The following is a 10,502-nucleotide window of genomic DNA, read 5'->3' as shown; positions in this document are numbered from 1 at the left end:
CTTCCAGCTTCCAGCTTCCAGCTTCCAGCTTCCAGCTTCCAGCTTCCAGCTTCCAGCTTCCAGCTTCCAGCTTCCAGCTTCCAGCTTCCAGCTGACGCTTGATCCACATCAATCCCCCTCCGCTTCCTCCGTCGGCCGACTTGAAAGCCGGCCACCCTGACGCCATCTAGGATGTCAAGATCCATGATACCGGGACAGGCGGCGCGTCCGATTCGTGCCGCCCTCCCGACGGAGGAAAGCGAATGCGATTCGACAAGTTCACCGCCAAGCTGCAGAACGCCGTGGCCGATGCCCAGTCCCTGGCGGTGGGGCATGGCCACAACCAGCTCGAGCCTGGCCACCTGCTGCTGGCACTGCTGGATGCCACCGATACCGGCGTCAAGGCGCTGGTGCAGAAGGCCGGCGGCGACGCCGCTCGGCTGCGCGATGGCCTGGTGGGGCACCTGGACGACCTGCCGCGGGTCGCCGACTTCGACGGCGAGGTGCAGCCGTCTCGAGACCTGGTCAAGCTGTTCAACCTCACCGATCGCGAGGCCCAGAAGCGCGGCGACCAGTTCATCGCAAGCGAATTGGTGCTGCTGGCGGCGCTGGAGATGCGTCATGCGGTGAGCAAGCTTCTCGGACAGGCCGGACTGACGCGCAAGGCGCTCGAGACCGCCATCGACAGCGTGCGCGGCGGCGAGAAGGTCAGCGACCCTAACGCCGAGGAGAGCCGCGAGGCGCTGGACAAGTACACCCTGGACCTCACCGAGCGGGCGTCCAGCGGCAAGCTCGACCCGGTGATCGGCCGCGACGACGAGATTCGCCGCACCATCCAGGTGCTGCAGCGGCGCACCAAGAACAACCCAGTACTGATCGGCGAGCCCGGCGTCGGCAAGACCGCCATCGTCGAGGGCCTGGCCCAGCGCATCGTCGACGGTGAGGTGCCGGAGGGGCTCAAGGACAAGCGCGTGCTGTCGCTGGACATGGGCGCGTTGCTGGCCGGGGCCAAGTTCCGCGGCGAGTTCGAGGAGCGTCTCAAGTCGGTGCTCAAGGAGCTGGCCCAGGAAGAGGGCCGGATCATCCTGTTCATCGACGAGCTGCACACCATGGTCGGTGCCGGCAAGGCCGAGGGCGCCATGGACGCCGGCAACATGCTCAAGCCGGCCCTGGCGCGCGGCGAGCTGCACTGCGTGGGTGCCACGACGCTCGACGAGTATCGCCAGCACATCGAGAAGGACGCCGCCCTGGAACGCCGCTTCCAGAAGGTGCTGGTCGACGAGCCCTCCGAGGAGGATACCGTGGCCATCCTGCGCGGGCTCAAGGAGCGCTATGAGGTGCACCACGGCGTCGACATCACCGACGGCGCGATCATCGCCGCCGCCAAGCTGTCGACCCGCTATATCACCGACCGCCAGCTGCCCGACAAGGCGATCGACCTGATCGACGAGGCCTGCTCGCGGATCCGCATGGAGCTCGACTCCAAGCCGGAGGAGATGGACCGTCTCGATCGCCGGCTGATTCAGCTCAAGATGGAACGCGAGCACCTCAAGAAGGAGACCGACGAGGCGTCCAAGAAGCGTCTCGGCACCCTCGAGGAGCAGATCGGCGAGTTCGAGCGCGAGTACGCCGACCTCGACGAGATCTGGAAGGCCGAGAAGGCGAGCATCCAGGGCGCGGCCCAGTTCAGAGACGAACTCGACAAGGCGCGTATCGATCTCGAGCAGGCGAAGCGCCAGAATGATTATGGACGCATGTCGGAACTCAAATATGGGGTGATCCCGGAGCTCGAGAAGAAGATCGCCGAGTCCAGCGCGGCCGAGACCGATACCTCTCAGCATAAGCTGCTACGCTCCAACGTCACCGAGGAGGAGATTGCCGAAGTGGTGTCGCGCTGGACCGGTATCCCGGTGGCCAAGATGCTCGAGGGCGAGCGCGACAAGCTGCTGCGCATGGAGGAGGCGCTGCACGAGCGCGTGATCGGCCAGGACGAGGCGGTCACCGCGGTGTCGAACGCCGTGCGTCGCTCCCGGGCCGGGCTCGCCGATCCGCATCGCCCCAACGGCTCCTTCCTGTTCCTCGGCCCGACCGGGGTCGGCAAGACCGAGCTGTGCAAGGCGTTGGCCGGTTTCCTGTTCGATACCGAGGAAGCCATGGTGCGTATCGACATGTCCGAGTTCATGGAAAAGCACTCCGTGGCGAGGCTGATCGGCGCGCCTCCGGGTTACGTCGGCTATGAAGAGGGCGGCTATCTGACCGAAGCGGTGCGCCGCAAGCCCTACTCGGTGCTGCTGCTCGATGAGGTGGAGAAGGCCCACCACGATGTCTTCAACATCCTGCTGCAGGTGCTCGAGGATGGCCGCCTGACCGACGGCCAGGGTCGCACGGTAGACTTCCGTAATACCGTGATCGTGATGACGTCCAACCTGGGCTCGGAGATCATCCAGCGCATGGGCGGTGACGACAGCGACTACGCGCAGATGAAGTCGGCGGTGATGGACGTGGTGGGTAGCCACTTCCGCCCCGAGCTGATCAACCGCATTGATGAAGTGGTGGTGTTCCATGCCCTGGGGCAGGAGCAGATTCAGGCCATCGCCAGCATCCAGCTCGACCGCCTGCGTGCTCGACTCGCCGAGCACGATCTGGGGCTCGAGGTGTCCGACGAGGCCATGGCCCAGTTGGCGGTGGTGGGCTTCGATCCGGTGTTCGGCGCGCGGCCGCTCAAGCGGGCGATCCAGAATCGCCTCGAGAATCCGCTGGCCCAGGACCTGCTGGCCGGGCACTTCTCGCCGGGCGACGTGATTCGCGTCGAGGTCGACGACGGCCGCCTGGTCTTTCATCACTGAAAACGAGACCGCCCGCGCCGAGAGGCGCGGGCGGTTCGGGGCTTCGAGGCCCGCCGGCACGCTCGATGCGTTGCGTGTCGGCGGGCTTTTTCGTGCGAGAGAGTCAGGAGCGCTGTGCCGCGGGGGACACGGCGACGCGCTTGCCGCGGGGCTCGCGCACCAGACGCTTCTGCAGTTCCTCGAGGGAGACGCCCTTGGTTTCTGGCATCAGGAACATCACGAACAGCAGCTGCAGCGCCATCATCACGGCGAAGAAGGCGAATACAGGGCCGCCGCTGAAGGTGCCGAGTACCCAGGGCATCACCAGGGTGATCAGCGCCGCACACACCCAGTGCACCGAGCTGCCGAACGACTGGCCGCGGGCGCGCACGTGGTTGGGGAATACCTCGGCGATGAACACCCAGATGATGGCGCCCTGGCTGATTGCATGGGCGGCGATGAACAGGCCGAGCAGCAGTGGCACGTCCAGCCCGCCCAGGTCGCCCTGGAAGAAAGCGCGCGATATCAGCACCAGCGAGGCCAGGTAGCCGGCCGAGCCGATGTAGAGCAGAGTGCGACGCCCCAGGCGGTCGATCAGCGCCATGCCGAGCATGGTGAACACCAGGTTGACCAGGCCGATGCCGGCGGTGGAGAGCAGGGCGGTGCTGGCGCCCAGTTCCGCGGCCTCGAGTACCCGCGGCGCGTAGTAGATGATGAAGTTGATGCCCGACAGCTGGTTGAAGAAGGCGATCAGGAAGGCCAGCAAAATCGGCAGCCGGTAGCGGCCGGAAAAGAAGCCGGCATGGGCGCGCTGCTCGCTGTCCTCGGCGGCGCGGATCTCGGCGATCTGGGCGTCGACGTCGGCCTCCGGCGCCAGACGGCGCAGTACCTCGGTGGCGCCGGCGATGTCGTTGCGATGCAGGATCAGCCAGCGCGGGCTGCGTGGTACCCGGCTGATCAGCAGGGTGTAGAGCAGGGCGGGCACGGCCTCGATGCCGAGCATCCAGCGCCAGGCGTTGTCGTCGAGCAGCGCGCCCAGCGCATAGTTGGAAACGAAGGCCATCAGGATGCCGAACACGATGTTGAACTGGTAGAGCCCGACCAGCACCCCGCGATACTTGGGCGGGGCGATCTCGGAGATGTAGGTCGGGGCGGCGACCGAGGAGATGCCGACGCCGATGCCGCCCAGCAGGCGGAACAGCGAGAACCAGTAGGGATCGGTGGCCAGCGCCGATCCGACGGCGGACACCAGATAGAGGATGCCGATCAACAGCAGGGTGGCGCGGCGGCCCAGCCGGTCGGTCGGCCAGTTGCCGGTGATGGCACCAAGCACGGTGCCCCACAGGGCCATGGACATGACCAGCAGGCCATGCTGGAGGTCGTTGAGCCCCCAGAGTGTCTGGATGGGCTGGTCGGCGCCCGAGATGACCGCGGTATCGAAGCCGAACAGGAAGCCGGCCAGCGCCACGGTGATGGACCATTGCACGATGCGTGACATGGTGCGTCTCCTCTGGTGAGGCGGTGTCTGGATATTGTTGATTTAGGTGAATCGATTCATCTTGCGAGCGAAACGCGAGGCACTCTGGGCATGGACGCGGATGTCTGGCTGTCACTCGGAAGGTGAATCGTGTCACCTGCGTCATTAAAGCAGTATCCCCACGCGGTCGCGAGCCAATCGGTATAGACTTTCGTCGCAACAAGGGGCGCGAAAGGGGCGAGCACGCCGGCAAATTCGCCGATTGATGGCTTGTCCCCCGGGAGGCGGTTGACACTTTTCGGGCGCTATTGGAATCTTGACCCTTCCTGATAATCGGGCGCGGACTCCAGCGGGCGATCCCCCATTACCGCGCGAAGGGTAGGCCAAGGGGCCTTTACTCGCCGAAGGACTTCCGGGTCCGGGCCAACCGCCCGACCTGGCCAACGCCCCGACGCGGCGATCCGCCGTGATAGGGAGACGTCGATGGATGTCGCGCGACGAAAGCTCGAGCGCGGCCATGCATCAGCGTTCCCGACGAGAGTGCTGGCCCTAACCGGGCCTAGATAAGCCAGGGTTTGGCATCAGGTGCCGGCGAGACCGGCAGCGGCATACCGCCGCACTCGACCCCGTGCCCGACAGGGGCGCGGATCGCACTCGAGACCTCCAGGGGAGAAACATCTGTGGAATTGCTTTCCGGCGCGGACATGATCGCCCGCTTCCTCCAGGATGAGGGCGTCGAATACATCTATGGCTATCCAGGCGGTGCGGCGCTGCACATCTACGACGCCCTGTTCCGCCAGGACAAGGTCAAGCACATCCTGGTGCGCCATGAACAGGCGGCGACCCACGCCGCCGACGGCTATGCCCGGGCTTCCGGCAAGCCGGGCACGGTGCTGGTGACCTCCGGCCCCGGTGCCACCAATGCCGTCACCGGCATTGCCACCGCCTACATGGACTCGATTCCCATGGTGGTGCTGTGCGGCCAGGTGATGAGTCACCTGATCGGTGACGACGCCTTCCAGGAAACCGATATCGTCGGCGTGACCCGGCCGATCGTGAAGCACAGCTTCTCGATCAAGCACCCGACCGAGATTCCGGAAGTTCTCAAGAAGGCCTACTACCTGGCCTCTACCGGACGTCCCGGTCCGGTGGTCGTGGACATTCCCAAGGACATGACCACTCCCACCGAACGCTACGAATACGTCTATCCGAAGAAGGTCAAGCTGCGCTCCTATAACCCGGTGGCGCGCGGCCATACCGGTCAGATCAAGAAGGCCGTCGACCTGATGCTCAAGGCCCGCCGGCCGATCTTCTATACCGGCGGCGGCGTGGTGACCGGCGATGCCAGCGAAGGCCTGACCGATCTGGTCAAGCGGCTCGGCTTCCCGATCACCACCACGCTGATGGGCATCGGCGCCTTCCCGCAGAGCGACGAACAGTGCCTCGGCTGGCTGGGCATGCACGGCTCCTACGAGTCCAACATGGCCATGCACCATGCCGACCTGATCGTTGCCATCGGCGCACGCTTCGATGACCGGGTGACCAACAACACCTCCAAGTTCTGCCCCACCGCCAAGATCGTCCATGTCGACATCGACCCCAGTTCGATCTCCAAGACGGTGCGTGCCGACGTGCCCATCGTGGGGCCGGCCGGCAGCGTGATCAACGAGATGATCAGCCTGCTCCAGGGGCGTGAGGTCGCCAATCCCGAGGCGCTCACCGAGTGGTGGCAGACCATCGACGGCTGGCGGGAGGAGCGACGCGGCAAGCTCTACGAGCCGTCGAAGGACGGCGAGGTGCTCAAGCCCCAGGAGGTCATCGAGGCGATCTGCCGGGCGACCCGTGGCCAGGCCTACGTGACCACCGACGTGGGTCAGCACCAGATGTTCGCGGCCCAGTACTACAAGTTCGACAAGCCCAACCGCTTCATCACCTCCGGGGGGCTCGGCACCATGGGCTTCGGTTTCCCGGCGGCCATGGGCATCAAGCAGAACTTCCCCGACGAGCAGGTGGTCTGCGTGACCGGCGAGGGCAGTTTTCAGATGATGATGCAGGAGCTCTCGACCTGTAAGCAGTTCGGTGGGGGCGTCAAGATCGTCAATCTCAACAATGCCTCGCTCGGCATGGTGCGCCAGTGGCAGGACCTCAACTACAAGTCCCGCCATGCGCACTCCTACATGGAGTCGCTGCCCGATTTCCAGAAACTGATCGAGTCATATGGCTTTACCGCCCTGAAGGTGCAGACGAAAGAGGAACTCGAATCGGCGCTGGAGAAGACCTTCGCCGACAACGACGAGCTGGTGTTCCTCGACGTCGCCGTGGACCCCCACGAGCACGTCTATCCGATGCAGGTGCCTCTGGGCTCCATGCGTGACATGCTGCTTTCCAAGACGGAGCGGACCTGATGCGCCATATCATCTCGATTCTGATGGAAAACGAACCGGGCGCCCTGTCTCGCGTGGTGGGGCTGTTTTCCCAGCGCAACTTCAACATCGAAACCCTCAACGTGGCGCCCACCGACGACGAAACGCTGTCGCGGCTGACCGTCACTACCATCGGTGATGACCGGGTGATCGAGCAGATCACCAAGCACCTCAACAAGCTGATCGACGTGGTCAAGCTGGTCGACCTGACCGAGGGCAGCCACATCGAGCGCGAGCTGATGCTGGTCAAGGTCAAGGCGTTGGGCGCGGCCCGCGATGAGGTCAAGCGCACGGTGGATATCTTCCGCGCGCAGATCGTCGACGTGACGCCGAGCCAGTACACCGTGCAGATCACCGGTGATGCCGGCAAGCTCGATGCCTTCCTGGAGGCGATGTCTCCGGTGGGGCTACTCGAGGTGGCGCGCACGGGGGTGTCGGGGATTGCTCGCGGCGACAAGGTGCTGTCGCTGTAATTGACGACTGTGCTCGTGACGTGAATCCGCATCCGCGCGATTCATTGCAAGCCGCCCTACGGGGCGGCTTTTTCGTGCGAGAAGCGTTACCGCGTTAGCCGCGCTCCTCGACCTCCGCCCACAGGGCGTCGATCAGCGGACTCTTCAGGCGGCGGTTGAGCACGCACAGGCCAACATCATAGTGGGGCAGCTCCGGTTTCACCGGCAGCACCCTGACCCGCTCTGCCAGCGGGCTCGCCTCCAGCACGATGCGCGGGACCACGCCGACGCCGAAGCCCAGGCTGACCATGCTGACGATCGCCTCGTGACCGGCCACCTGGGCATAGATGCGCGGCTTGACGCCCAGCGCCTTGAACCAGGTGTCGCTGACCTCCCGCGAGAGACCCGATTCCGAGAGCACCATGGGTACGTCTTGCCACTGCGCGGCGCTTGGTGACTCGGGCGAGCCTGGTATCCAGGGCTGGGGCGTCCCGGGCGCGATGAACACCAGCGGCGAACGGGTCAGCGACTTGAAGGCCAGCGCCTCGGGGAGGCGGCGCGGGCGTGAGGTGATCGCCATGTCCTCGTTGCCGGCCAGCACCCGGGACATCGATTGGGCCGGGTCACCGGTATGTAGCTTGAGTTCGATGCCGGGATGGCGGGTGCGAAACTCGCTGAGCAGGTCGTAGAGGAAGCTGTAGCTGGCGGTCACGGAGCAGTAGATGCTGATCTCGCCGGTGAGGGACAGCGCTTCGCTCATCAGTGACTGACGCAGCCGCTCCCACTCTTCGAGGGTATCTCGGGCATAGTCCTGAAAGTGGTGGCCTTGTCGGGTCAGGGTCACATGGCGATTGTCGCGCTCGAACAGGGCGACGCCCAGTGTGTCCTCGAGCTGACGGATCGAGCGGGAGAGGGTGGAAGGACTGACGTGGCATGCCTCGCTGGCACGTCCGAAGTGCAGGGTGTCGGCCAGGGCCAGGAAGTGCCTGAGGGGGCGCATGTCCATACGGCATTGTTTCACTTTGTGGGATATGGCATTGCAAATATAGCGTTTTACGCAATGAGGTGCCTGGCGTAAAGTTTCCCCATCGACTCGAGCCATGGGCCCGGGTGCCGACTCCCAGCGCCGCGGCAAGACGGCGCGGGTGGCCATCGACGCTGACACCGACACCGACTTCATTCTCGTTTCCAGGAGCATCCACATGCGCGTTTATTACGATAAGGACTGCGATCTTTCGCTCATCCAGGGCAAGCAGGTAGCCATCGTGGGCTACGGCTCCCAGGGCCACGCCCACGCCAACAACCTCAAGGAATCCGGTGTCGACGTGACCGTCGCGCTGCGTCAGGGGTCCTCCTCCGCGGCCAAGGCCGAGGCCGCCGGCCTCAAGGTCGCCTCCGTGGAAGAAGCCGCCAAGATTGCCGACGTGGTGATGGTGCTGGCGCCCGACGAGAACCAGAAGGCCATCTACGAGCAGCAGATCGAGCCGAACCTGAAGCAGGGCGCGACCCTGGCCTTCGCCCACGGCTTCAACATCCACTATAACCAGATCGAGCCGCGCAGCGATCTGGACGTGCTGATGATCGCGCCCAAGGCGCCGGGCCACACCGTGCGCTCCGAGTTTACTCGTGGTGGCGGCATTCCCGATCTGATCGCCATCCATCAGGATGCCTCCGGCACCGCCAAGGAGCTGGCCCTGTCCTACGCCGCGGCAATCGGCGGCGGTCGTAGCGGCATCATCGAGACGACTTTCAAGGACGAGACCGAAACCGACCTGTTCGGCGAACAGGCCGTGCTGTGCGGTGGCGCGGTTGAGCTGGTGAAGGCCGGCTTCGAGACCCTGACCGAAGCGGGCTATGCGCCGGAAATGGCCTACTTCGAGTGCCTGCACGAGCTCAAGCTGATCGTTGACCTGATGTACGAAGGCGGCATCGCCAACATGAACTACTCCATCTCCAACAACGCGGAGTATGGCGAGTACGTCACCGGTGGCGAGGTCATCAACGACCAGTCCCGCGAGGCGATGCGCAATGCGCTCAAGCGCATCCAGACCGGCGAGTACGCCAAGATGTTCATCAACGAGGGCAATACCAACTATCCCTCGATGACCGCGCGTCGCCGTCTCAACGCCGAGCACCCCATCGAGCAGGTGGGCGAGAAACTGCGTGCCATGATGCCGTGGATCGCCGCCAACCAGCTGGTCGACAAGTCCAAGAACTGATCGGACTCGACCGGCGGCAGTCGACGAAAGGGCGCGGAGATCCGCGCCCTTTTTGCGTGCGTGGACGATGAGTCATGCGCGGCTCTATGTGTAGAATGGGGCCAACCCAAGCCGCAATGGATGACACCGATGAGCCAGGACCCCAGCAACCGCGAGCAGGAAACGTCGCCATCGCACGATGACGAAGACCTGGCCCAGACGTTCCTGCGCGAATCGGAGGTGGTCGAGGAGGCCGTAGAGGACGGCAAGAAGGTTCGCCGCAAAGGGATCTACCTGCTGCCGAACCTGTTCACCACCTCTGCGCTGTTCTCCGGCTTCTTCGCCGTGATCGCCGCCATCAACGGCGATTTCACCGCGGCGTCCATCGCCATCTTCATCGCCATGGTGCTCGACGGCCTGGATGGCCGAGTGGCACGGCTGACCAACACCCAGAGCGCCTTCGGGGCCGAGTTCGACTCGCTTTCCGACATGCTCTCGTTCGGCGTCGCCCCGGGGCTGGTGGCCTTCACCTGGATTCTTCAGGATGTGGGCAAGACCGGCTGGGTGGTGGCCTTCCTATACGTGGCCTGCGCCGCCCTGCGACTGGCCCGCTTCAACGTTCAGATCGGCAGCGTCGACAAGAAGTGGTTCATCGGCTTGCCGAGTCCCTCTGCGGCGGCGGTGGTCGCCGCCAGCGTCTGGACCTTCCACAGCTTCGATGCCGATGCCTTCGGCTTCAAGCTGTTGATGCTGTTTGTGGTGGGGGCCGCCGGTGTGCTGATGGTCAGCAACATCCGCTACTACAGCTTCAAGGATGTCGATCTCAAGGGGCCCGTGCCCTTCGTCATGCTGCTGGCTATCGTCCTGGGCTTCGTGGTCATCTCCATCGAGCCCTCCGTCATGTTGCTGCTACTGTTCGGTAGCTATGTCGCATCCGGTCCGATCCTCGCCCTGCTGCGCAAGATGAGGGGCGGCGTCCGAGACTGAATCGCGGTACCCTATCCGTGCTTCAACGCCCGCCTCGTGCGGGCGTTCGCGTCTCCGGCCGGAGCATACGATTATCCACAGCCGGTTCGTTGTCGGGGTGGTTGTGGATAGCCAGGGCGGGGCCGTGTCACCGGCTTCTCATGCTTTCGACACGATTCGGT

General features: G+C 64.4%; 7 protein-coding genes. 5 read left to right on the top strand and 2 right to left on the bottom strand.

Features of this window, described 5'->3' with window-relative positions; translation table 11 throughout:
* The first annotated feature begins 242 nt into the window (after window positions 1–242).
* A complete protein-coding gene (gene clpB, locus FHR96_RS22125) occupies window positions 243–2,825 on the top strand; it encodes an ATP-dependent chaperone ClpB (RefSeq protein WP_183389879.1) in 2,583 nt (860 codons plus the stop codon).
* Window positions 2,826–2,928: 103 nt separating this feature from the next.
* Here the strand turns inward: clpB and FHR96_RS22120 are convergent, their stop codons facing one another.
* Entirely contained in the window at window positions 2,929–4,335 is a 1,407-nt protein-coding gene (locus FHR96_RS22120) for a sugar porter family MFS transporter (protein WP_343066397.1), read from the bottom strand.
* Window positions 4,336–4,961: 626 nt separating this feature from the next.
* On the opposite strand from FHR96_RS22120, the gene FHR96_RS22115 reads away from it, so the two are divergent.
* Both FHR96_RS22115 and ilvN read left to right on the top strand, forming a co-directional pair.
* Complete coding sequence (locus FHR96_RS22115) at window positions 4,962–6,686, top strand: acetolactate synthase 3 large subunit (RefSeq protein ID WP_183389877.1); 1,725 nt, start codon at window positions 4,962–4,964, stop codon at window positions 6,684–6,686.
* Window positions 6,686–7,177 (top strand): acetolactate synthase small subunit, encoded by a 492-nt coding sequence (ilvN, locus tag FHR96_RS22110; protein ID WP_183389876.1) that lies wholly within the window; start codon window positions 6,686–6,688, stop codon window positions 7,175–7,177. The genes FHR96_RS22115 and ilvN overlap by 1 nt, the downstream gene beginning before the upstream one ends.
* A 94-nt stretch (window positions 7,178–7,271) precedes the next feature.
* Here the strand turns inward: ilvN and ilvY are convergent, their stop codons facing one another.
* Window positions 7,272–8,162, bottom strand: coding sequence for an HTH-type transcriptional activator IlvY (ilvY, locus tag FHR96_RS22105; protein WP_183389875.1), 891 nt, complete (start codon window positions 8,160–8,162; stop codon window positions 7,272–7,274).
* A 196-nt stretch (window positions 8,163–8,358) separates the two neighbouring features.
* Between ilvY and ilvC the strand changes: the two genes are divergently transcribed.
* Complete coding sequence (ilvC, locus tag FHR96_RS22100; protein ID WP_183389880.1) at window positions 8,359–9,375, top strand: ketol-acid reductoisomerase; 1,017 nt, start codon at window positions 8,359–8,361, stop codon at window positions 9,373–9,375.
* A 129-nt stretch (window positions 9,376–9,504) separates the two neighbouring features.
* The gene (gene pssA / locus FHR96_RS22095) at window positions 9,505–10,341 is read left to right on the top strand and encodes a CDP-diacylglycerol--serine O-phosphatidyltransferase (protein ID WP_183389874.1); all 837 of its coding nucleotides are present in this window, start codon (window positions 9,505–9,507) and stop codon (window positions 10,339–10,341) included.
* The last annotated feature ends 161 nt before the right edge of the window (window positions 10,342–10,502 follow it).

This window comes from Halomonas organivorans (assembly GCF_014192055.1).
Classification (GTDB): domain Bacteria; phylum Pseudomonadota; class Gammaproteobacteria; order Pseudomonadales; family Halomonadaceae; genus Halomonas; species Halomonas organivorans.
This window is presented reverse-complemented; position numbering and strand designations above follow the sequence as displayed.

Excerpts from the sequence above, each read along its gene's own strand:
- pssA (WP_183389874.1), top strand. The coding sequence starts at position 9,505 with ATGAGCCAGGACCCCAGCAACCGCGAGCAGGAAACGTCGCCATCGCAC.
- ilvN (WP_183389876.1), top strand. The coding sequence starts at position 6,686 with ATGCGCCATATCATCTCGATTCTGATGGAAAACGAACCGGGCGCCCTG.
- ilvY (WP_183389875.1), bottom strand. The coding sequence starts at position 8,162 with ATGGACATGCGCCCCCTCAGGCACTTCCTGGCCCTGGCCGACACCCTG.
- ilvC (WP_183389880.1), top strand. The coding sequence starts at position 8,359 with ATGCGCGTTTATTACGATAAGGACTGCGATCTTTCGCTCATCCAGGGC.
- clpB (WP_183389879.1), top strand. The coding sequence starts at position 243 with ATGCGATTCGACAAGTTCACCGCCAAGCTGCAGAACGCCGTGGCCGAT.